At 64.5% G+C, this 22547-nt stretch carries 19 protein-coding genes and 1 other RNA gene; 14 read left to right on the top strand and 6 right to left on the bottom strand.

The features are described 5' to 3' along the window. From J2X53_RS00740 to J2X53_RS00730, 3 genes are all read right to left on the bottom strand, one after another. The gene (locus J2X53_RS00740) at window positions 1-1149 is read right to left on the bottom strand and encodes an ABC transporter permease subunit (protein WP_349035575.1); all 1149 of its coding nucleotides are present in this window, start codon (window positions 1147-1149) and stop codon (window positions 1-3) included. A 25-nt stretch (window positions 1150-1174) separates the two neighbouring features. Further along, on the bottom strand, window positions 1175-2992 hold the full coding sequence (locus J2X53_RS00735) for an extracellular solute-binding protein (RefSeq protein ID WP_349035574.1): 1818 nt from the start codon (window positions 2990-2992) through the stop codon (window positions 1175-1177). A 220-nt stretch (window positions 2993-3212) separates the two neighbouring features. Then, window positions 3213-3728, bottom strand: coding sequence for a c-type cytochrome (locus tag J2X53_RS00730; RefSeq protein ID WP_349035573.1), 516 nt, complete (start codon window positions 3726-3728; stop codon window positions 3213-3215). A 122-nt stretch (window positions 3729-3850) separates the two neighbouring features. On the opposite strand from J2X53_RS00730, the gene J2X53_RS00725 reads away from it, so the two are divergent. Beyond that, a complete protein-coding gene (locus J2X53_RS00725) occupies window positions 3851-4681 on the top strand; it encodes a prephenate dehydratase (RefSeq protein ID WP_349035572.1) in 831 nt (276 codons plus the stop codon). Between the two features lie 28 nt (window positions 4682-4709). Here J2X53_RS00725 and J2X53_RS00720 read toward each other — a convergent pair whose 3' ends face one another. Then, window positions 4710-5183, bottom strand: coding sequence for an SRPBCC family protein (locus tag J2X53_RS00720; protein WP_349035571.1), 474 nt, complete (start codon window positions 5181-5183; stop codon window positions 4710-4712). Window positions 5184-5279: 96 nt separating this feature from the next. After that, window positions 5280-6230, bottom strand: coding sequence for an NAD(+) diphosphatase (nudC, locus tag J2X53_RS00715; protein WP_349035570.1), 951 nt, complete (start codon window positions 6228-6230; stop codon window positions 5280-5282). A 222-nt stretch (window positions 6231-6452) separates the two neighbouring features. Here nudC and J2X53_RS00710 point away from each other — a divergent pair, with 222 nt between their 5' ends. The 11 genes from J2X53_RS00710 (at window position 6453) to J2X53_RS00660 (ending at window position 18184) form a co-directional block, all read left to right on the top strand. Beyond that, window positions 6453-8351 (top strand): bifunctional 2',3'-cyclic-nucleotide 2'-phosphodiesterase/3'-nucleotidase, encoded by a 1899-nt coding sequence (locus J2X53_RS00710; protein WP_349035569.1) that lies wholly within the window; start codon window positions 6453-6455, stop codon window positions 8349-8351. Window positions 8352-8450: 99 nt separating this feature from the next. Further along, complete coding sequence (locus J2X53_RS00705) at window positions 8451-9086, top strand: HAD family phosphatase (protein ID WP_349035568.1); 636 nt, start codon at window positions 8451-8453, stop codon at window positions 9084-9086. A gap of 75 nt (window positions 9087-9161) precedes the next feature. Beyond that, an RNA gene (ffs, locus tag J2X53_RS00700) (signal recognition particle sRNA small type) lies at window positions 9162-9260 on the top strand. Between the two features lie 191 nt (window positions 9261-9451). Next, complete coding sequence (locus J2X53_RS00695) at window positions 9452-10246, top strand: peptidoglycan-binding protein (RefSeq protein WP_349035567.1); 795 nt, start codon at window positions 9452-9454, stop codon at window positions 10244-10246. A 166-nt stretch (window positions 10247-10412) separates the two neighbouring features. Beyond that, on the top strand, window positions 10413-10775 hold the full coding sequence (locus J2X53_RS00690) for a DUF983 domain-containing protein (protein WP_349035566.1): 363 nt from the start codon (window positions 10413-10415) through the stop codon (window positions 10773-10775). A gap of 173 nt (window positions 10776-10948) precedes the next feature. Further along, window positions 10949-11365, top strand: coding sequence for an acyl-CoA thioesterase (locus J2X53_RS00685; RefSeq protein WP_349035565.1), 417 nt, complete (start codon window positions 10949-10951; stop codon window positions 11363-11365). Window positions 11366-11805: 440 nt separating this feature from the next. After that, a complete protein-coding gene (gene ggt, locus J2X53_RS00680) occupies window positions 11806-13392 on the top strand; it encodes a gamma-glutamyltransferase (RefSeq protein ID WP_349035564.1) in 1587 nt (528 codons plus the stop codon). 201 nt (window positions 13393-13593) lie between these two features. Continuing rightward, window positions 13594-15117, top strand: coding sequence for a 2,3-bisphosphoglycerate-independent phosphoglycerate mutase (gene gpmI, locus J2X53_RS00675; RefSeq protein WP_349035563.1), 1524 nt, complete (start codon window positions 13594-13596; stop codon window positions 15115-15117). Continuing rightward, window positions 15114-16232: a peptidase M23 gene (locus J2X53_RS00670; protein WP_349035562.1), complete on the top strand. Its 1119-nt coding sequence runs from the start codon at window positions 15114-15116 to the stop codon at window positions 16230-16232. Before gpmI ends, J2X53_RS00670 begins: the two co-directional genes overlap by 4 nt. Before the next feature lie 9 nt (window positions 16233-16241). Beyond that, window positions 16242-17582: a S41 family peptidase gene (locus tag J2X53_RS00665; protein ID WP_349035561.1), complete on the top strand. Its 1341-nt coding sequence runs from the start codon at window positions 16242-16244 to the stop codon at window positions 17580-17582. A 110-nt stretch (window positions 17583-17692) separates the two neighbouring features. Then, complete coding sequence (locus J2X53_RS00660) at window positions 17693-18184, top strand: RNA pyrophosphohydrolase (protein ID WP_349035560.1); 492 nt, start codon at window positions 17693-17695, stop codon at window positions 18182-18184. A gap of 382 nt (window positions 18185-18566) precedes the next feature. Here J2X53_RS00660 and J2X53_RS00655 read toward each other — a convergent pair whose 3' ends face one another. Next, complete coding sequence (locus tag J2X53_RS00655; RefSeq protein WP_349035559.1) at window positions 18567-19796, bottom strand: FAD-dependent monooxygenase; 1230 nt, start codon at window positions 19794-19796, stop codon at window positions 18567-18569. Window positions 19797-19878: 82 nt separating this feature from the next. Here J2X53_RS00655 and J2X53_RS00650 point away from each other — a divergent pair, with 82 nt between their 5' ends. Together J2X53_RS00650 and J2X53_RS00645 are read left to right on the top strand one after the other, a co-directional pair. Next, entirely contained in the window at window positions 19879-21210 is a 1332-nt protein-coding gene (locus J2X53_RS00650; RefSeq protein ID WP_349035558.1) for an amidase family protein, read from the top strand. 142 nt (window positions 21211-21352) lie between these two features. Further along, window positions 21353-22537 (top strand): aminotransferase class I/II-fold pyridoxal phosphate-dependent enzyme, encoded by a 1185-nt coding sequence (locus J2X53_RS00645; RefSeq protein WP_349035557.1) that lies wholly within the window; start codon window positions 21353-21355, stop codon window positions 22535-22537. Window positions 22538-22547: the final 10 nt, after the last annotated feature.

The raw sequence follows: 22547 nt of genomic DNA, 5'->3' as shown, positions 1-22547 counted from the left end.
CTACCCCCTCCGCTCGAAATCAATGCGCGGGTCAACCCAGACATACATCAGGTCTGACAGGATGCCGACCACCAGACCGATCAGGCCAAAGAAGAACAGCGTGCCGAAGATCACCGGATAGTCCCGCTCGACCGCCGCACGGAACCCCAGCTGGCCCAGACCGTCAAGGCTGAAGATCGTCTCGATGATCAGGCTGGAGCCAAAGAACACCGACAGGAACAGCGCCGGAAAGCCCGCAATGACGATCAGCATCGCGTTGCGGAACACATGGCCATACAGAACGCTGCGCTCGGACAGGCCCTTGGCGCGGGCGGTCATCACGTATTGCTTTTTGATCTCGTCCAGAAAGCTGTTTTTGGTCAGCAGGGTCAGGGTGGCAAAGCTGGAGATGGTAGAGGCGAGCACCGGCAGGGTGATGTGCCACAGATAATCCAGCACCTTGCCGATCATCGAGAGCTGATCAAAATTGTCCGAAGTCAGGCCGCGCAACGGGAACCAGCGAAAGTAACTGCCCCCCGCGAACAGCACCAACAGCAGAATGGCAAACAGAAATCCGGGAATGGCATAGGCGGCGATGATCACGCCGCTGGTCCAGGTGTCAAAGCGCGACCCGTCGCGCACCGCCTTGCGGATGCCCAGCGGGATCGAGATGGCATAGGCGATCAGCGTCGACCACAGGCCAAGGGTCAGCGACACCGGCAGCTTTTCCCAGACCAGATCCAGCACCCCGATAGACCGGAAATGGCTCTCGCCAAAGTCGAAGCGGATGTAATTGCCCATCATGATAAAGAACCGCTCCCACGCCGGGATCAGCTCTTTGACGCATTCGGGCGCGCGGGCCGATGGCGTGCCGGTAAAGGCCGGGTCGCAGACAAAACGGGCAAAGCCGAACTGCACTTCCAGCTCGGCCAGAAACCCGGGGTCGAGGCCCTGGGCCCCGACATAGCCGGTGTCGTTGCCTTGCTGACCGATGCCCGCGTCCCCTGCGCCGCTGATCGCCTGAATGGAATCGCCGCCGCCGTCGATCCGGGCCAGAACCTGCTCGACCGGGCCACCCGGCACGAATTGCGTCAGCGCGAAGTTAAGGATCATGATCCCGATCAACGTCGGAATAATCAGCAAAATCCGCCGGAGAATATAGGCGCCCATGTGGCGTGCCTGCCTGTTGTTCTTGTTATCGCAGGACGCGCGCTGCCCGCAGCGCCTCTGCCTTTTCGGCGTTGTACCACCAGAAATCCAGTTCGCCCAGAGCATAGGGCGGCAAGGTTTCGGGATGCTCGAACATGTTATAATAGGCAACGGTATGGGCGTTCTTGTAGAACTGCGGTACCCAGAACCGTTCAGCGCGCAATACCCGGTCCAGCGCCTGCGTGGCGACGGTCAGATCCTCCAGCGAGGCCGAGGCCATGGCCACATCAATCAGCCGGTCAACGGCGGGGCTTTTCAGGCCCATGATGTTAAAGGCCGACATGTCGGCTGTTGCCGAACCGTAAACCTGCTTGAGTTCCGACCCGGAAATGTAGTTCGACCGCGCATTGCCGACCACCATGTCGAAATCATAAGACGGCGGGCGGGTGCGCGATTCCATCTGCGCATTGTCAACGCGGGTCAGTTTCGCATCGACCCCCAGCGCTTTGAGGTTTTCGATATAGGGGTTCATGATGCGGTCAAAGCTGGGGCTGTCGTTCAGCATTTCGACCGACAGCACCTGCCCTGCGGCATTGCGACGCCTGCCGTCGCTGCCCACGGTCCAGCCCGCCTCATCCAGCAGCGCACTGGCGCGGCGCAGATTGGCGCGGTCCAGCTGCCGCTCGCCCGAGGTGGGGGGCATCACCGCTTCATCGGTCAGGATCGTGGCAGGCAGCAGCCCTTCATCGACCAGCGGCTGCAGGATGGCGGTTTCCTCTGCCGATGGGATGCCCGTCGCCGCCAGCCAGGTGTTTTCCCAGACCGAAGTGATGCGCGCATAGATGCCGTAGAACAGGGTGGCGTTCGACCATTCAAAGTTGAACATCAGACCGATGGCTTCGCGCACGCGCGGGTCCTGAAACTTCTCGCGCCGCATGTTGAACAAGAACGCCTGCCCGGTGGCCTTGCTGCCATCGGGCAGTTCGGCTTTGATGATATGGCCGTCCGCGATTTCGGGAAAATCATAGCCCGTGGCCCATTTGACCGAGCTGGCCTCGTTGCGGAAGGTGTAGTTCCCGGCCTTGAAGCCCTCAAACGCGGCGTCGTAGTCGGCGTAGTATTCGATGCGGATGCTGTCAAAGTTGCCCCGGCCCTTGTTCAGCGGCAGATCATTGCCCCAGTAATCGGGGTTGCGCACCCATGTCACGGATTTGCCCACATCGACCCGGCCCGGCGTGTATTGCCCGGTGCCCAGCATCGGGGTCATGCTCGATTCTTCCAGATCCAGATTGTTCGCCTCGTAATGCGCTTTTGACATCACCGACAGACCGCCCATGTCGGCGGGCAAATCGCGGTGGGGAACACCAGGTTTGAAGGTGAACTTGATGCGATGCGGGTCCAGCACCTCGACCGTTTCGACCTGGGTGGCCAGAATGGCGCGGAAATCGCTTAAGCCCTTTGCCAGAAAGGTCTCATAGCTGAACAGCACATCTTCGGCGGTCATCGGGGTGCCGTCGGAAAAGGTCACCTCGGGGCGCAGGTTGAAGATCACCCAGGAACGGTCTTCGGGGTATTCCATCGTGGAACACAGCAGGCAATAGACCGCGCCGATTTCATCCGCCGTGCCGGTCACGATCGTCTCATACGGGGCCGAGGACAGACCCGCAGCGCGACCCTTGACCGAATAGGGGTTCATGCTGTCAAAGCCGCCGGGCGCCCAGATCGAGATCTCGCCGCCCTTTGGCGCATCGGGGTTGACGTAGGGCAGATGGGTAAAATCGGCGGGCAGCTGCAATTCGCCAAAGGTCGAGATGCCGTGTGAGGTGATCACCGTTTCCTGCGCCCAAACCGGGAGCGCCGTCATCAGAGCCGCACCCAGCACCAACGTTTTGCCATATGCCATTGCCATTTGAGCTTCCCCTATCTGTCTTTGCCACTTTTTGCGCGGCTTTGCTTCATTAAGGGAAGTAAAGCGCGGTTTGTCGATGGCTCAAGTGGCGATTGCGTGATCGGGGCAAGAATCAAAAAGGACCGCCCCGATGGGACGGCCCTTGCAGGCTGTTTCAGCCAGCGTTTCAGGCAGATCAGTTGACCGTTGCCAGATAAGCGATCAGGTTGGCACGCTCGTCGCTGCGCGGCAGGCCGGCAAAGGCCATCTTGGTGCCGGGCGCATAGCCGCGCGGGTTCTGCAGGAAGGCATACAGGTTTTCCCGCGTCCAGGTCTCGCCCGCCATACCCAGAAGCGTGTCAGAATAGGCATAGCCTGCCGACGTGGCTTTGGCCTTGTCGACGATGCCGTTCAGATGCGGACCAACGCCATCGGCGCCGTCAAGCTTGTGGCAGGCGCGGCATTTGGCAAACACGGCTTCGCCCGCGCCTGCGTCGGCAGCGGCAAAGATCGCCTCGAAATCCGGGGCCTCTGCTGCTTCGGCGGGCGCCTCTGTCGCGCCGGTGTCGATCACATAGGCCTGAGCATGGTCATCGCCATGTCCGCCACCCGTGGTATACAGCGCCGTAGCAGCCCAGCCGCCCAGCAGAAACACCAGAAGCGAGCCGCAGACCGCCCCCAACACCTTGGTCATCGTCATCGTGTCGAACATGTCGCGCTTTCCCTTGGCATTCTCTTTTCAGGGCTTCTACCCGCTTCCCTATACAGGTTTCAAGGTGTAGGTGCGCGACCAATCGCCCCTTTTTGTGCGTGTTTATCAATCGGAGCTGAAACATGACTGGCAAGATCGCATTTCAGGGCGAACTTGGGGCCTATTCGCATCAGGCCTGCCAACAGGCGCGGCCTGAGATGGAGGTCGTGCCCTGCACCACATTCGAGGATGTGGTCGAGATGACGCGGTCGGGCGCGGTCGATCTGGGGATGCTGGCGGTCGAGAATTCGACCTATGGCCGGGTGGCCGATGTACACAGCCTTTTGCCGAAATCCGGGCTGCATATCGTGGACGAAGCCTTTGTGCGGGTGCATGTCAATCTGCTGGGGGTGCCGGGGGCATCACTGGCCGATGTGACCGAGGCGCATGGGCATGTGGTGATCCTGCCGCAATGCGCGGGCTTTCTGCGCAGTCATGGCATCACCGGCCGCGTCAGCTCTGACAATGCCCGCGCCGCGCGTGAGGTGGCCGAAGCCGGGGACAAGACCCGCGCCGCACTGGCAAGTGAGCTTGCGGCACAGATTTACGGGCTGGAGGTGCTGGCCCGCCATATCGAGGATCAGAAGAACAACACCACCCGTTTTCTGGTGATGAGCCGCGAGGCCGATCACAGCCGCCGTGCCGCGCAGATGATCACCACCTTTACCTTTCGGGTCCGCAACATTCCGGCCGCGCTTTACAAGGCGCTGGGGGGCTTTGCCACCAATGGCGTGAACATGACCAAGCTGGAAAGCTATATGGTCGGCGGCAGCTTCATGGCGACCGAGTTCTATGCCGACATCGAAGGCCATCCCGAAGATGCGCATGTCGCGCTCGCACTGGAAGAGCTGCGGTATTTCACCAACAATGTCACGGTGATGGGCGTCTATCCGTCAGACCGCGACCGCGGCTGACGGACAGAGCCTGCCGGTTCGGCAGGCGTCAGCGGCGCTGGCTTGCGGCAAACCGGGTTTCAAGATCGGTCGCCAGATCCTGAAGCCGTTTGTTCAGCTTGCCCTGCACCCTGCCCTTGGCCAGTTTCAGGGATTGCAGGAACAGACGCGCGGCGATGGTCAGAGGGCGCACTTTGCTGTGCAGCACCAGACGGGTGCGTTTGGGCGACAAAGACAACAGTTCGACCGACATATCGCCTTCGATCATGCGGCCCGCGCCGGTGAAGGCAAGCTTTGCATCGGGCTCCAGCCCGGTCAGTCGCAGATCGACCGTGCGCTCTTTGCCACGAAAGCGGAAGATGACATGCCAACCCATGCCAACGCCGGGCGCGCGCAGCTTGTCGATACGGCTGACATCTGCGCCACGGCGCATGGCCGCGCGTTCCCAAGCTTCAAAATCCGACAGGGCGGCAAAGACAAACTCTACCGGCGCCTCGATATCGGTTCGTGACGAAAGTTGCATCCTGTACCCCTGCCCGGTTTCACGGATTGGCGGCAATGGGCAGGATGCCCACAGCCAAGCCGGGCTGTTCTCGCCCGTTCCTGTCCGAATCTGGCGTCAATCCAGCCGGTCTGCAAGCCAGTTCTGAATCAAAAAATGCGCAATTGCGCCTTTCCGGGCGGGCTTGATCAGCGGATGAGTGCCCGCCATCACCGAAACCATGTCTTCGCGTGTGACCCAAAGCGCATGTTCCAGCTCTGCCGGATCCAGTGTGATGGCCTCGGTCAGCGCCTCGGCGGCACAGCCCAGCATCAGGCTGGCGGGGAATGGCCAGGGCTGGCTGGACAGATAGCGCACCGCGCCCAGCCGGATGCCCGCCTCTTCCCACACCTCACGCCGGACGGCGGCCTCCACAGTCTCCCCCGGTTCGACAAAGCCCGCCAGACAGGAATACATCCCCTCGGGCCAGACCGGGCTGCGCCCCAGAAGCGCGCGATTGCCGTGGGTGACCAGCATGATCACGACCGGATCGGTGCGCGGAAAGTGCTGCGCGCCACACGCCGGGCAGGATCGCTGCCACCCGGCCATCACCGGCGCCGATGCCGCGCCACAGACCGCGCAAAACCCGTGGCTGCGGTGCCATTGCAGCACCGCCTTGGCCGTTGCCGCCAGCTCAGCCTCGCGCGGGGTCAGGCGCAGCATGGCGGCGCGCAACTCGGCAAAGGCATAGCTGTCGGGCAGGCCGGGGTGACGCTGCTCGCTCTGGTCCATGAACCCGGCTTGCACCGCCTCGGCTCCGGCTTCGGGCAGCCAGTCTGAGATATCAGCGGCAAAGCAGGGCTGATCCGCGTCAAACCCCAGAAACACCGGCGCGCCGGCATGGTACAGCACGACCGAGTCGGAGCCGACCCAGCCCAGGCCCCCTGACTGCATCAGCGGCTTGCCGCGCCAGACCGGCAACACCCTGCCCCGCGCCAGCATCCCGGCCTGTGCTGCCGCATCACCACGCAGTTCGGCCGCGCGATTGAGCCCCGAGCCGCCAAATGTCACCGTTTCCGCCAGTTGCATTGTCGTTCCCTGTCGCATGCCCAAAGACTTTGGCCCGTGATCGCATGACCGGCGGGCATACGTAAACCGGCGCTGACAGGGTAGTGTCAAAATGCAACTCCAAGAAGAACAAGTTGTCACAGTTACATTTTTCGCATTCTCTGGGCTTGCCATCGGTTTGCCTAAGTCTAATTGCTGTGAGAAAAATTCCTGAACCCGGGTCACTGTAACAATTGCGAGCGTATGACACTCAGTTTGCCTGTCGCAGCACCATTGCCTGACCCAAAAGACCCGGCTTTGCCAGAGCGGGTTCACCTGCGGCTGCTGGCGACAAGCGATCTGCATATGCACCTGTCAGGGCACGATTATCATGCCGATACTCCCTGCGTGCGCCAAGGCCTTTGCCTGACCGCCAGCCTGATCGCACAAGCCCGGCATGAGGTGGCAGAGGCGGTGCTGCTGGACAATGGCGATTTTCTGCAGGGCAATCCGCTGGGCGATTATGTGGCCCGCACCGGCCTGCGTCCGCACCCGATGATGCAGGCGATGGAGCAATTGCGCTATGATGCGGTCAACCTTGGCAATCACGAATTCTCGCACGGGATCGGCACTCTGGCGTCAGCCTTGGGCGAGGCCGCCTTTCCGATTCTGTCCGCCAATACGATCCCCAGAGAGGACAGCCCGCTTGCGCCGCTGATACAGCCCTGGACCATCATAAAGCGGCATCTGAGCGACCAATCCGGCACTGCGCATCTGATCCGGCTGGGGGTGATCGGGGTCTTGCCCCCCGAAACCGCGATCTGGGACCGGCAGGCAATCGACGGTCATGTAAAGATGCACCCGATGGCCCGAACCGTGGCACGCCACCTCCCCGCGCTGCGTGCTGCCGGGGCCGATGTTGTGGTGGTGCTGGCACATTGCGGTATCAGTGCCGCCCCCTTGGGCGAGCCCCCGCAGGACGGGGCACTGGATATTGCCGAAATCGACGGGGTTGACGCCCTTGTCATGGGCCATGTCCATATGGTGTTTCCCGGACCGGGGCTGACCGCCCAGCCGGGAATGGACGCACAGGCTGCGACCCTGCACGGCAAACCTGCCGTCATGCCGGGCTTTTTCGGGTCGCACCTTGGGGTGATCGACCTTGATCTGACACGCACCCCCGACGGCTGGCAGGTGACCGGCCACCGGGTCGAGGCGCGGCCCATTGCCTGCCGCGATGAAGCAGGCAGCCCGGTGGCGCTGGTGGTGCCCGATGCCACTCTGACCGCGCAGGTCCGTCAGGTTCATCAGGCGACGCGGGCCTGGGCGCGCAAGCCGGTTGGCCGCACCGCGCAAGCCATCCACAGCTTTTTCGCAATGGTCACCGACTGCCCCTCGGTGCAGATCGTCAATCAGGCGCAAAGTGCCTATGTCACCGCGCGGCTGGCCGGGGGGCCGCTGGCGCATCTGCCGGTGTTGTCAGCAACCGCCCCGTTCAAGGCCGGGGGGCTGGGCGGACCAGAGCATTATACATATATCCCCGCGGGGGATATCCTGCTGCGCCATGCGGCGGATCTTTACATTCACCCCAACACCATCATGGCGCTGCGCCTGACCGGAGCGGCAGTGCGCAGCTGGTTGGAATGTTCGGTGCGCGGCTACTGTCAGATAACGCCGGGGCTGGCGGATCAGCCGTTGTTCGATCCGGATCTGCCCTCCTTTGTCTATGACACCATCGGCGGGCTGAGCTATGAGATCGACCTGACCGCTGCGCCATCTGACCGGGGCGGCCGCCGAATCCGCAACCTTTGCTGGCAGAACCGGCCCATTGACCCGGCGCAAGAGTTCATCCTGGCCACCAACAGCTATCGCGGCTCCGGCAATGGCGGCTATGCCCCGGTTGAAAGCGGCATTGTGGTGCTGGACGAACAGACCCCGAACCGCGACATCCTGATTGCCCACATGCAGCGTGTGCTGTCCGAAAGCGGTGCCGCCCTGCGGCCAGAGCCAGCGGCCTGGCGATTCCGGCCGGTGCCGGGAACGTCGGTCATCTTTGACACCAGCCCGATGGCGGCGGCCTGTCTGGGCGAGCATCCCGCTCTGGCGCTGACACCGCTCAACCGCACCAGTGAAGGTTTCTTGCGGATGCGGATGGCACTTTGAGCCATAGCCTCGGGCTGCGACACCTTTCTCATCCGGGTGTGATCTGTTACCCAGACGCCGAACCGGCGGCCTGCGCCCCTTTGCCCTGAGGACTGACCCGTGTTTGATGCCGTATTCTTTGACCTTGACGGAACGCTGGTCGACAGTGAGCGTCTGTCCGTGCAGACCGGAACTGCGGCCTTTGCGGCGCAGGGGCATGAGGGGGTCGAAGACCTGCTGCACAGCCTTGTCGGGGTGGATCAGATCACCAGTGCCGGAATGATCCTGTCGCGGTTTCCGGGGCTGGATCTGGACCGCCTGAACACCACATGGCAGACGGCGTTTCTGGCGGCGCAGGCGGTTGACCTGCTGCTGAAGCCCGGCGCGTCAGACATTGTCCACGGGTTGCGCGACCGTCACCGGCTGGCGCTGGTCACCTCGTCGCGCCGCGACCCGGCCGAGGCCCGGCTGGTACAGGCCGGCCTGCGCCCTGCCTTTCACGCGGTGATCACCCGCGATGACGTGGCCGCACCGAAACCACATCCCGAGCCCTATCTGCTGGCAGCGTCGCGCCTGGGCGTGGACCCGGCCCGCTGTCTGGTGTTTGAGGACAGCGAACCGGGCGCCGAAGCCGCCTTCAGCGCGGGCATGACTGTGGTTCAGGTGCCCGACATCATTCCGGCATCCGGGCGGTTTGCCCATCATGTCGCGCTCAGCCTGACCGATGGCGCACGCTGGGCGGGGATCTGGGATTGATCATCCGCCCCTGACCCGCTCCTGTCTGGCGATCTGGGGCTTGCAAACGCCGTTCCCCTGCCCTATCTGACGCCTTGAGAGGTTGGCGCGGGCGAGCGCCTCGCCAACCCGGTCAGGTCCGGAAGGAAGCAGCCGTAACGAGCCCCGCTTGGGTCGTTGTCCAGCCTCTCACCCTTTTCCCTTTTTATCACTGGCGGCTGTTGCCCCCGTCCCCGGCAGGGGGTCAGTCGGAATGCACAACACCGACCAGATGTCTCGCGTTCGGGCTGACGTGCAGCGCGAAGTGAGGAACTTTTGCCGCGACAGTGCGTTGTGAGGTCGGATCGTGCGCGTTTGCCGCCCTTGATCCGAAAGGAAGCCATGCCATGAAGACACTGACATTCCCCCTCTTGCTGGTCACCAGCCTCGGATTGACCGGACCCGCAGTCGCACAGAACGATTTTGGCGACATCCTTTCCGGCGTAGCCCGGACAATGGTGGAGCAGGAGCTTGAAAAGACGGCCTTTGCTCAGGCTCAGAGTGCGAACACCGCCGAGGCGTACCGCAACTACCTCAGCCGGTTTCCCAATGGCGCGAACCGCGCCAATGCCGAGCGTGCGCTGGCGCGGCTAGGTGGGTCAGTGATACCGGGCCAGCCCTCGCCTCCGCCCGTCAGCGGACCGATCGCCGGAAATACCCGGCCAGCCTCGGTCGAGGCGCAGATCGGCCTGTCGCGGACACAGCGCATGCAGCTGCAGACGCAGTTGACGAAACTGGGCTATCCGACCGGCGGTGCCGACGGGCTGTGGGGATCGAACACCCGCGCCGCGATTGGCCGCTGGCAGAGCGCAAACAACCTGCCCGCCACCGGCTATGTCACGACCCAGCAGGTGCGTCTGATCGCCCAGCAGGCCGGGCCGGTGGCCGGAACGCCGCCACCCGGCGGATCAGACACGGTTGATGACCGCACCGAAGAACAGCTGCTGAGCCTGACCGCAGAAGAACGCCGCGACATTCAGCGCCGGCTGACCAGACTTGGCTACCGGACCGGCGGGATTGATGGTGTCTTCGGGGCGGGCACGCGCCGCGCGCTGGCATCATGGCAACGCGATGAAGGGCTTCGCGCCAGTGGCTATATCACCGCCGATCAGCTGCGCGAACTGCGGCGGCAGACCGGCTGATCGCGTCAACGGCCCGGGTATCAACTCCCCTCGGTCGGACCGATTTCTGCCATGACCGTATCGCAGATGCGCGTTGACAGACGGCTCTGAGGTGAATGGTCGCAGCGGCGACCGTTCAACTCAGAGCTTTGATCGCATATATTGTGTCTAGTCACAGGAGACGGCCATGCAAGATGATCAGCGCGATAAGAAAACTGCGATCCTGAATGGCCTGCGCCAGTGCTGCCCGAACTGTGGCGAGGGCCGGTTGTTCACCAGCTATCTGAAAGTCGCCCCCGCGTGTGAGGTCTGTGGCCAGAGCTTTGCCCAGCAAAAGGCCGATGATGGCCCGGCCTATTTCACCATTCTGGTGATGTGCCACATTGCCGGCTTCATGCTGCACTTCATGATTGTCTACAGCGACCTTGGCCCGATGGCGACGGCTCTGGCGATCAGCGCGGTGGTGCTGACAGGCAGTCTGCTGATGCTGCCCCGGATCAAGGGACTCATGATCGGCTGGCAATGGGCCGACCGGCTGCACGGGTTCTGAAAGCTCAGACGCTGACGCGCGCGGGTATTGTCGTCTGACCGGCGGATGCCGCAAGGTCTGGCGTCCCGCGCCGTCCCATACATCGGCCCCGTGAATTGGTCTGGTTGGGACCTGTCCGGGCATGCGTAATCTGTTAGACTCAAGGTCCAGTTCCCAAGGATCACAGGACCACCATGAGCCGAGAAGACCAGCCACCGGAAGGCAGCCCGACCATCCGCACCATCGCAATGCCCGCCGATACCAACCCTTCGGGCGATATTTTCGGCGGCTGGCTGATGAGCCAGATGGACCTTGCTGCGGGAAGTGTCGCGGCGCTGACCTCGGGCGGGCGAAGTGCGACAGTTGCGGTCGATGCCATGATCTTTCACCGTCCGGTCAAGATCGGGGATGAGGTGTCGCTCTATGCCACGCTGGTCAGGCAGGGCCGCACTTCAATGACAATCCATGTCGATGCGTGGCGCCGACCGCGCGAAATCGCCCGCACCGAAAAGGTGACCGAGGCGAATTTCACCTTTGTCGCGCTGGATTCCGAAGGCAGGCCGATTCCCATCAGGCCAAACACCGATACGTCGCTGCGGCAAAACACCTGACCGCGCGATCCTTGCAGGATCACAGCCGGGGCGGCGTCCGGCACGGCTCAATCCGCGGTCATCCGGCGCAGACAGCCTGCGCGGTATGGTCCATATCGCGAAACGCCAGCCTGCCCGTCCGGCGACCAGACCCTCCCGCTCCAGTCAGGTCAGCGTCAGGGAACCGGGGAGGCGTGTTCATGAACAGAACACAGCCGGGTCGACCCGAACACCGGCTGTCAGGCAAAATTCTGGCTTGACACGCGAATGCATGCCGTTTCTGTATACAAAAATGAAGAAGAGACTGCGCCGTGCCCTTTCACAACGGCCATGCAGGCCAATGTTTCAAACCGACAGCCACACGACAGGATGGCAGCACAAAGAAAAAACCTGAAACTGCCGATAATCAACACCTCATAAATCCTGTATACCAAATATTGCTTCAAGAAAGAAAAGCTCCGATGCGTAATTTTCAGCTTCCCGGCCGCTCCCCCGCGCGTGCCACAGGTGCGATGGCCGCAACCTCTCACCCGCTGGCGACGCTGGCCGCACTGGAAATCATGCGCGCGGGCGGCAATGCGATTGATGCGGCCATCTGCGCCTCGGCGGTGCAGGCAGTGGTAGAGCCACAATCCACCGGCATCGGCGGCGATTGCTTTGTGCTGATGTGCCTCAAGGGACAAGAGCCTGTGATCGCGCTGAACGGGTCGGGCCGTGCCCCGGCAGCGGCCACCATCGACGCTTACCGCAAGATGGGGCTGGACAAGGTGCCGTCCTATGGCCCGCTTGCGGTGACCGTCCCGGGTGCCGTTGACGCATGGTGCCGCCTGTCTGCCGACCACGGGCGGCTGGGGCTCGACAAGGTGCTGGCCCCGGCGATCCATTACGCGGAAACGGTCTATGTCGTGCAGGACCGGGTGGCGTTTGACTGGGCCAATGCAAGCGAGTTGCTGGCGCAGGACACCGGCTCTGCGGCGATCTTTTTGCCCGGCGGCCGCGCGCCCCGTGCCGGCGATCTGCACCGCCAGCCGGCTTTGGCACGGACCCTGCGGCGGATCGCGGAACAGGGCCGCGCCGGCTTTTACGAAGGCCCGGTGGCCAAGTCGATTGTCGGACGGTTGCGCGCGCTTGGCGGCCTGCACGATCTGGCCGATTTCGCGGCGACCAGCGCCGATTATGTCACGCCGGTTTCGGCCGACTATCACGGCTACCGCATCCATCAGATGCCACCGAACAATCAGGGGCTGACCGCGCTGCTGATGCTCAACATCCTGTCCGGCTTCTCCCTCTCAGACCTCGATCCGCTTGGCCCCGAACGGCTGCATCTGGAGATCGAGGCGGCACGGCTGGCGTACCGCGACCGCAACGACTGTCTGGGCGATCTGCCCCCCGGCGATGATACCGTGACCGCCCTGCTGTCCGGCACGCGCGCGGCGCGGATGCGCCTTGCAATCGACCCGGATCGCGCCATGACAGACCTGCCCGACCCCGACCTTGCCAAGACCGATACGGTCTACATCTCGATCGTCGATGAAGAGCGCAATGCCGTCAGCTTCATCAACTCCACCTATCACGCCTTTGGCAGCGGTATCACTTGCGCCGATACCGGGGTGGTGTTGCAGAACCGGGGCGCCAGCTTCCGGCTGGACCCCGATCACCCCAATGCACTGGCCCCCGGCAAGCGGCCGATGCACACGATCATGCCGGGGATGGTGACAAAGGACGGGCGCGCGGTCATGCCGTTTGGCGTGATGGGGGGCGATTACCAGCCGTTTGGTCATGTGCATCTGCTGACCAACCTGCTGGATCATGGGATGGACCTGCAAGAGGCGATGGATTGTCCCCGCGTGTTCTATCAGGACGGCGAGGTGCAGGCCGAGCATGGCATCCCCACCGCCTCCATCGCCGGGTTGCAGGCTCGGGGGCACCGGGTATCGCTGGCAGATGAACCGCATGGCGGCGGGCAAGCGATCTGGATCGACTGGGACAGCGGCACGCTGACCGGCGGATCAGACCCCCGCAAGGATGGTCTGGCCCTGGGCTATTGAGGGGTCGCTGTAAAATCCCCTGCCCGTGCCCCCTGTGTTACAAGACATGAAACGGCGTGAAATCAACGGGTTGATCTGCGGATTTTACTGATTTTTAAGACTTTCCCACCGCAGCGGCGATGGGATGGCCTGTTTGCGGGGGTGTTGCCGGGCAGCCTCGCAAGGGCTATCACCCAAGGGCATAGAAAATGAGGCCGCGCCATGACCCCTGCCCCCAAACCCGTTGTCCTGTGCATTCTTGACGGCTGGGGGCTTGGCCCGGTGCGCGAATGGGATGCGCCTGCGCTGGCACATACCCCCAACTTTGACGCGCTGATGGCGACCTGCCCGCATTCAACCCTTACCACCTTTGGCCCCGATGTCGGGCTGCCGCGCGGGCAGATGGGCAATTCCGAGGTGGGGCACACCAATATCGGCGCGGGCCGGGTGGTGGCGATGGATCTGGGCGCGATTGATCTGGCGGTGGAGGAGGGCAGCTTTGCCCTTAACCCCGCGCTGCTGGCGTTTGCTGATGCGATCAAGGCCAAGGCCGGTACGGCGCATCTGATGGGGGTGATCTCGGATGGCGGCGTGCATGGCCATATCAGCCATGTGCTTGCGGCAGCCCGGGCGCTGACCGCGCTGGGCGTGCCAGTGGCGCTGCATGCGATCACCGACGGGCGCGATGTGCCGCCGTCTTCCGCCGCCGGATACATGGCGCAGCTGGTGGCGGGTCTGCCTGCGGGCGCGCAAGTGGCCACGGTAACCGGGCGCTATTGGGCGATGGACCGCGACAACCGCTGGGACCGGGTGGCGCGGGCTTATGGCGCGATGGTGCATGGCACGGGCGAACATGCGCCGGCTGCCGAAACGGCGGTCGCGCTGTCCTATGCCAAAGGCGAGACCGATGAATTCCTCGCCCCCACGGTGATCGGCGATTATGCCGGGGCGCGGGATGGTGACGGGCTGTTCTGCCTGAACTTTCGCGGCGACCGCGCGCGCGAGATCCTCGCAGCGCTGGGTCAGCCGGGGTTTGACGCTTTCGACACCGGCACACGCCCGCATTGGTCGGCGATGCTGGGCATGGTGGAGTATTCCGAGGCGCATAACGTCTATATGGCCACCGCCTTTCCCAAGCGGGTGATCGTGAACAGCCTTGGCGAATGGGTGGCTTCGCAGGGCAAGACCCAGTTCCGCCTCGCCGAAACCGAGAAATACCCGCATGTGACGTTTTTCCTGAACGGCGGGCGCGAGGTGCCGTTTGCCGGTGAAAACCGCTTCATGCCGCTGTCGCCCAAGGTCGCGACCTATGATCTGCAACCCGAGATGAGCGAGCCGGAGGTGGCCGATCAGCTGGTGGGCGCGATCGAGGCGGGATACGATCTGATCGTGGTGAATTTCGCCAATCCCGACATGGTGGGGCATACCGGCATGCTGGACGCGGCAATCAAGGCCTGTGAAGCGGTGGATGACGGTTTGGGCCGCGCCGTGGCGGCGCTGCGGGCGCGGGGCGGCGCGATGATCGTCACCGCCGACCATGGCAATTGCGAACAGATGTGGGATCCGGTGACCAATGGCCCGCATACCGCGCACACCCTGAACCCGGTTCCCGTGATCGTGATGGGCGCGCCGCAAGGTTCGCGCTTGCGCGAAGGGGGGCGGCTGGCCGATCTTGCGCCAACGGTGTTGCAGCTGATGGGGCTGCCGCAGCCGGATGAGATGACCGGAGTTAGCCTGCTGACATGATCCGCGCTGCCGCCTTTGGCCTGATGCTGCTGACCGGCCCGGCCCTTGCGCAGGGGGCGCGGGGCGTGGCGGAACAGGCAGCGCAGGCCTCGGTCGATCTGCAGGGGGCGGTGGCGGCACTCGAGGCGGCCCAGACCTCACGCGACCGGGTGGCGGCGCTGACCCAGACCATCCGCGCCTATGAAACCGGCCTTGGCGCGCTGCGCGAAGCCTTGCGGCAGGCGCATCTGCGCGAAACCACACTGCAATTGCAGTTTCAGGCCAAGCGGGACCGGGTGGCGCAGCTGGTCGGCGTGCTGAGCCAGCTGGAAAGCCGCCCCGGCCCGCTGCTGCTGCTGCACCCGGCGGGGCCGTTGGGCACAGTGCGGTCGGGCATGATGCTGGCCGATGTGACCCCCGCGCTGCAGGCCGAGGCCGAGACCTTGAACGCAGAACTAAGCGAGTTGCGCGACCTGCGGGCGCTGCAACAGGCGGCGGGGCAGACCCTGCTGGGCGGGCTGGATGTGGCGCAAGAGGCGCGCACCGCCCTGAGCCAGGCGATTTCGGACCGCACCGAATTGCCGCGCCGGTTTACCGAAGACCCCGATACGCTGCGCGGCCTGCTGGAAAGCGCCGATACGCTCGAGGCCTTTGCCTCTGGCCTCGCGCTCGACGAACGCGACGCCAGCAGTTTTGCCGATGCCAAGGGCCGGTTGCCCCTGCCGGTGCTGGGCACGGTGCTGCGCCGGTCGATGGAATCGGATGCAGTGGGGGTGCGCCGCCCCGGTCTGACGCTGGCCACCCGGCCCCGCGCGCTGGTCACCACGCCCTGGCCCGCAACAATCCGTTACCTCGGGCCCTTGCTCGACTACGGAAATGTGATCGTGCTGGAGCCCGGAGGGGGCTATCTGTTGATCCTTGCGGGTCTGGAAACCGTGTATGGACAGGTGGGTGAGGTGCTGGGTCTTGGCGCTGCACTGGGCCTGATGGGCGGCGGCGAGCCGGGGGTTGCCGAATTTCTGGCAACCGCGCAAGAAGGTGGTGGCGTGCAAGGCACACAAACGCTCTATATGGAGCTCAGGCAAGGGGCAGACCCGGTCGATCCGGCCGAATGGTTCGCTGCATTGAGGGAATAGGACGAGGCGATGAAGAAATTCGTAATGGCCGCTATCGGCGGAACCGTGGCCGGGGTCGTCCTGACGACACAACTGGCTGCCCCGCTGATCGCGCAGGAAAATGCGCGCAACGCCAATGTCTATGAACAGCTGGATCTGTTCGGCGATATTTTTGAACGGGTGCGCGGGCAGTATGTCGAAGAGGTCGACAGCAAAGAGCTGATCGAAGCCGCGATCAACGGCATGCTGACCTCGCTCGACCCGCATTCCGGCTATCTGGCGCCAAAGGATTTCGACGACATGCAGGTGCAGACCCGTGGCGAGTTCGGCGGTCTGGGCATCGAGGTGACGCAGGAAGAGGGCTTTGTCAAAGTGGTGTCGCCCATCGACGACACCCCCGCCGATGAGGCCGGGATCGAGGCGGGCGATTTCATCACCCATGTCAACGGCGAGTCGGTGCTGGGCCTGCAACTGGATGCGGCGGTCGACATGATGCGCGGCCCGGTCGGGTCGGAAATCATCATCACCGTGGTGCGCAAGGATGTGGCAGAGCCGTTCGATGTCTCGATCATCCGCGACACCATCAAGCTGACCGCCGTGCGCAGCCGCGTGGTGGGCGATACCGTGGTGCTGCGGGTGACCACCTTCAACGACCAGACCTTTTCGGGGCTGGAAGAAAACCTGAAGAAGTCGATTGACGAGCTGGGCGGCATGGAGAATGTGAACGGCTTTGTCGTTGACCTGCGCAACAACCCCGGCGGCCTGCTGACTCAGGCGATCCGGGTGTCGGATGCGTTTCTCGACAAGGGCGAGATCGTCTCGACCCGGGGCCGCGAAGCCAGTGACAGCGAACGCATCAACGCCACGGCGGGCGATCTGGCGATGGGCAAGCCGATCGTTGTGCTGATCAACGGCGGCTCGGCCTCGGCCTCGGAAATCGTGGCCGGCGCGCTGCAAGATCACCGCCGGGCCATCGTGGTCGGCACCCGCAGCTTTGGCAAAGGCTCGGTCCAGACCGTGATCCCGCTGCGCGGCGAAGGCGCGATGCGCCTGACCACGGCACGCTATTACACCCCCTCGGGCCGCTCGATTCAGGCGCTGGGCGTGATGCCCGATATCGTGGTCAATCAGCCCCGCCCGGACCCCGATGCCGAAGCCGCGCCGGAAGAAGAAACCAGCGCCGCCCGCCGCCAGACCACCGAGGCCGATCTGCGCGGCACGCTGTCCAACGACTCGATGTCCGAGGATGAGCGCAAGCTGCTGGAAGAAGAACGCGCCCGCACCGAAGAAGCGGCCAAACTGCGCGACGAAGACTACCAGCTGGCCTACGCCGTCGACATCCTGCGCGGCTTGCAGGCGGTGGCGCAGTAAGGTTCGCGTGGGGGCCATGCGCCGCAACGCTGTGAAGAACGATCCGGGGCAGGCGGTAAACCCCGCCCTGCCCCGGCAAACCGGATGGCTGGACCAGAACGGCAGACAGAATGCAGATTGACCCGGATACCCTGCCCTACCGCCCCTGCGTCGGGGTGATGCTGATCAATGACACAGGCAGGATCTGGGCCGGCCAACGCCTCGACGCGCCTGCGGGCACTGCGGCCTGGCAGATGCCGCAAGGCGGCATCGACGCAGGCGAAGCGCCCCGCGACGCAGCCCTGCGCGAGCTGTGGGAAGAAACCGGAGTCACCGCCGATCTGGTGGAGCCACTCGGCCAGACCAAGGACTGGGTGATGTATGACCTGCCGCCGGACCTGCTGGGCAAAGTGTGGAAGGGCAAATACCGCGGACAAAAACAAAAGTGGTTCCTGTTCCGCTTTCTGGGCCGCGATGACCAGATCGACATCACCCGCGAACACCCGGAATTTGCGGCGTGGAAATGGATCGGCGCTCAAGACATGTGTGACGCCATCGTGCCGTTCAAACGCGCGGTCTATGATCAGGTGGTGCAAAGCTTCCGCGCGCACCTGGCAGACTGATCCGTCAGGCGCCATTTACCCCACCGTCACCCCCGCGGCGCTGTGGTATTTTGAGTATTTGGAAAGCAGCAATTGCAAGACCAGCGCGCCCCGGCCAACGGCACCGGTCCAGTGCGCAGGAAGAGCTTTCCACGCGACCGGGGCGACTTGCTGCTTGCGGTCATCGGGACTCCTCCCTGTACCGCCACGCCATCCTGGCACGTTAACCTTAACGCGGGGTTAAGCGCATTCTGGCCATTGCTGCTTGCAAAATACTCCCGCCGGAGGCGTCCTCCGCGTCAAAAAGCGCACAGGACTCAGAACCGTACCTGCCGTGCGGGCCGACCGTGGCAACGCCGTCGCGGGTGGCTCGATGCCACCCGCGACGGCCCCCATGCTGCGGTCACAGGGCCTGGCCAGACAGCAGACGCGGCAGATCGCCGGTCAACCCGGCGGCCTGCCGGATGAAGCCACGGCGCAGGCCCGGCAGGGCGCTGACCGCTGCCATGCCGAGGTCGCGCGCCAGCCGCAAGGCCGGGTTATCGTTTGAAAACAGCCTGTTAACGCTGTCCATCCCCAGCGCCAGCGTGGTGGAATCGAACCGCCGCCAGCGCTGATAGCGCTCCAGCACATCCGCAGCACCGGGGTCTTCACCTCGGCGGGTGGCGTCGACCAGCACTTCGGCCAGCGCCGCCACATCGCGCAACCCAAGGTTCAGGCCCTGCCCGGCAATCGGGTGGACGCCATGGGCGGCGTCGCCGACCAGTGCGATGCGCGGCGCAATGAAGCTCTGCGCGAGACTGAGCGACAGCGGATAGGTGAAGCGGGCTCCGGCAAGGCTGATTCCGCCGAGGAAATCGCCAAAGCGCGGCCGCAGCACCTCCAGATACTCGGCATCCGCCAGCGCCTGAATGGCGGCGGCGGCGCTGTCGGTCTCGCTCCACACGATCGAGGAGTGGTGCCAGCCGGGCAGCGGCAAAATCGCAAGCGGGCCTGCGGGCATGAAGAACTGTTGGGCGATGCCCTGATGGTCCTTGTCATGCCGGATCGCGGTGACCAGCGCGGTCTGGCCATAGCCCCAGCCAACCCGTGTGATCCCCGCCCGCGCGGCGGTGCCCGAGCCGCGCCCGTCGCAGCCCACCAGCAGGCGGGCGGTCAGGGTCTTGCCAGAGGCGAGGGTGACGGAAGCCCCTTGCAGGGTCACGTCTTGCGCCACAACGGTTTCGCCGGAGAGCAGGGTAAGGCCGGGGGTCGCCGCCATGGCGTCAAGGAAAGCGCGGTAGAGGTGGCGGTCTTCGAGCATGAAGCCCATCGGGCCCTCTTCGATCTCGGCCGAGTCGAAGTGCAGGAAGAACGGCGCTGCCCCCTGCCCGGCGGTGCCGTCTGACGCCTTGATCTGCAGGATCGGTTGCACCTGCTCCGCCACGGCGGGCCAGATGCCAATGGCGCTCAGCAGGCGTTTCGACGCGATGGCAAGCGCGTAGCTGCGGCCGTCAAAGCCTGCTTCGGCCCGCGCCGGGGCGGGGCGGGCATCGACCACGGTGACGCTCAGCCCCGCTTGCGCGAGGGCAAGGGCCAGTGCCGGGCCGTTCAATCCCCCCCCGGCAATCAGGATGTCGCTGTCATATGTCATGGCGGGGACTATGGGGCAAAGATCGGAATTGTCCATGCGTTGCCTTGCCGCTAGCCTTGCCGCAAGCGGGCTGGGGAATGGCATGACAAAGACTTGGGCGAATATGACAGCGGCAGAGCTGGGGGCAGGGATTGGCGCAGGCCGGATCAACCCGGTGGAGCTGTGCGAGATGCAGCTGGACGCGATTGACCGCCACCCGCTGCGCGACCGGATCTTTGCCCGCGTGATGCCCAACCGCTGCCGGTCCGAGGCGATGGCGGCGGCATCGCGGGCCAAGGCCGGGTTCCGGCGCGGCCCTCTGGACGGGGTGCCCGTGAGCTGGAAAGATCTGTTCGACACCGCTGGCCGGGCGACCGAGGCGGGGTCGGCGCTGCTGCGGGGGCGGACCCCGGTGGCAGATGCCGAGGTGTTGCGGATGGCAACGCTGCAAGGCCTTGTTTGCCTTGGCAAAACCCACATGTCGGAGCTTGCGTTTTCCGGGCTGGGGCTCAACCCGGTAACGGCCACGCCGCCTTGCATCAATGATGAGGCGGCGGTGGCGGGGGGGTCGTCTTCGGGGGCGGCGGCTTCGGTGGCGTTCGGGCTGGCACCGGCGGCGATCGGGTCTGATACCGGCGGGTCGGTGCGGATTCCGGCGGCATGGAACGATCTGGTGGGGCTGAAGACCACCCATGGCCGGGTGTCCACCAAAGGCGTGGTGCCGCTGTGCGAGATGTTCGATACCGTCGGGCCGCTGGCCCATACGGTCGAGGATTGCGCGCTGCTGCTGGCCGCGCTGGAGGGCGGCCGGCCGGCGGATCTGGCCGGCGCCAGCCTGTCGGGGGCGCGGCTCCTGGTGCTGGAGACGGTGGCGCTGGACGATCTGCGCGCGGCCCCCGCGCGCGGCTTTGACGATGCGCTGGCCCGGCTGGCGCGGGCGGGGGCGCGGATTGAGCGCGGCGCGGTGCCGGAGGTGGCGGAGGCGATGGCGCTGACGGCGGTTCTGTTCACGTCAGAGGCCTATGGCATCTGGGGCAAGGTGATCGAGGCCGCGCCGGAAAAGATGTTTCCGCGCATTCTGGAACGGTTCCGCTCGGGGGCTGGCTTTGGGGCGGCGGAGTATGTGGCAGCATGGCGGCGGCTGCACGCGCTGCGCGCCCTCTGGGCGCAGGCAGTGGCGGGCTATGATGCGGTGCTGGTGCCGACTGCGCCGATCCTGCCGCCGGATGCCGCGCGGCTGATGACGGATGATGCCTATTACGTGTCGGAAAACCTGCTGGCGCTGCGCAACACCCGGATCGGCAATCTGATGGGGGGCTGCGCGCTGACCCTGCCAACCTCGGAGCCGTCCTGCGGGATCAGCCTGATGGCGGGGCCGATGCAGGAGGAACGGCTGCTGCGGCTGGGGGCGGCGGCAGAGCGGGCGCTGCGCTAGCGGTCAGGGCCGGGGATCGGGCGAAAAAGACACAATCCCTTGTGGCTAACCCCGCGCAGTCGCGGCTTTTTCTGGACCGCGCCCCCATGAGTGGCTATCTTGGGACAAAACAGGGCGCGACGACCCTGAACATGAGGCAGATATGGCGTTTCCAGAGCGGTTCTCGAACCTGCCGGATTATGCGTTTCCGCGTTTGCGGAAGCTGTTGGACACACATGCGCCGGGGGGCACCCCCGTTGCCATGACCATCGGCGAGCCTCGTCATCCGATGCCCGCCTTTGTCGGGCCGATTCTGGCGCAGCATCTGGATGGCTTCGGGGTCTACCCGCCGAATGACGGCACGCCCGAGCTGCTGGCCGCCATCGCCGGTTGGGTGCAGCGGCGCTATGGCGTGGCCCTGAGCGCCGACCAGATCATGGCGCTGAACGGCACGCGCGAGGGGCTGTTCAACGCCGCCATCGCGCTGTCACCGGAAACCAAGGGCGGAAAGCGCCCGGTCATTCTGATGCCGAACCCGTTTTATCAGGTCTATGCCGTCGCCGCGCTGACCGTAGGGGCAGAGCCGGTCTATGTGCCTGCCACGGCGGAGACCGGGTTTCTGCCCGATTATGAGGGCCTGCCCGCCGAGATTCTGGACCGGGTGACGGTGGCCTATCTGTGCTCGCCCGCCAATCCGCAAGGTGTGGTTGCCCCCGCTGACTATCTGGCGCGGCTGATGGCGCTGGCGGAAAAGCACGATTTCCGCATTTTCGCCGATGAATGCTATTCCGAGATCTGGCGCGATGCGCCGCCGCCCGGCGCGCTGGCCGTGGCGCAGGCCAGCGGCACCGACCCGGAGCGGGTGGCGGTGTTTCATTCGCTGTCCAAACGGTCTAACCTGCCGGGGCTGCGCTCGGGCTTTGTGGCGACGGGGGCGGCCAGCATGGCGCGGATCCGCCAGCTGCGCGCCTTTGCGGGCGCGCCCTTGCCGCTGCCGATTCAGCGCGTGTCAGAAGCCGCGTGGAGTGATGAGGCGCATGTGGCCGAAAGTCTGGCGCTGTATCAGACCAAGTTCCGCATGGCGGATGAGGTTTTTGCCGGGCGGCACAACCGGGTCGCCCCGGAGGGCGGGTTTTTCCTGTGGCTTCCCGTGCCCGACGGCGACGGCGAAGCGGCGGCATTGAAGCTGTGGCGCGAGACGGGGGTGCGGGTATTGCCCGGCGCTTACCTGTCGCGCGATGTCGGGGCGGAGAACCCCGGCAAGGCCTATATCCGGGTGGCTCTGGTCGCCCCACAAACAGAATTGCAGCACGGGCTGATCCGCCTTCGTGACTGCCTCTACGATTGAGGACAGGTAA

Origin of the sequence: Pseudotabrizicola sp. 4114 (genome assembly GCF_031457365.1) — a bacterium.
Taxonomy (GTDB): domain Bacteria; phylum Pseudomonadota; class Alphaproteobacteria; order Rhodobacterales; family Rhodobacteraceae; genus Pseudotabrizicola.
Note: the sequence above shows the minus strand (reverse complement) of the source record. Positions and strands in the feature narration are given on the sequence as shown.